The sequence below is a fragment of the Chitinophaga sp. sic0106 genome, assembly GCF_019219075.1.
Classification (GTDB): domain Bacteria; phylum Bacteroidota; class Bacteroidia; order Chitinophagales; family Chitinophagaceae; genus Chitinophaga.
Window position 1 is genome coordinate 1 of the sequence record NZ_JAHUWJ010000071.1, and the last position, 255, is coordinate 255.

The 255-nt window shown below is 52.9% G+C and carries 1 rRNA gene; it reads left to right on the plus strand.

From position 1 onward, the window contains the following. A 16S ribosomal RNA gene (locus KW844_RS28975) occupies positions 1–255 on the plus strand; the annotation flags it as partial.

Below are 255 nucleotides of genomic sequence, written 5' to 3' on the forward strand. Positions count from 1 at the left end.
GCCCGACTCCTACGGGAGGCAGCAGTAAGGAATATTGGTCAATGGACGGAAGTCTGAACCAGCCATGCCGCGTGGAGGATGAAGGTCCTCTGGATTGTAAACTTCTTTTATTTGGGACGAAACACTTCCTTTCTAGGGAGCTTGACGGTACCAGATGAATAAGCACCGGCTAACTCCGTGCCAGCAGCCGCGGTAATACGGAGGGTGCAAGCGTTATCCGGATTCACTGGGTTTAAAGGGTGCGTAGGCGGACTT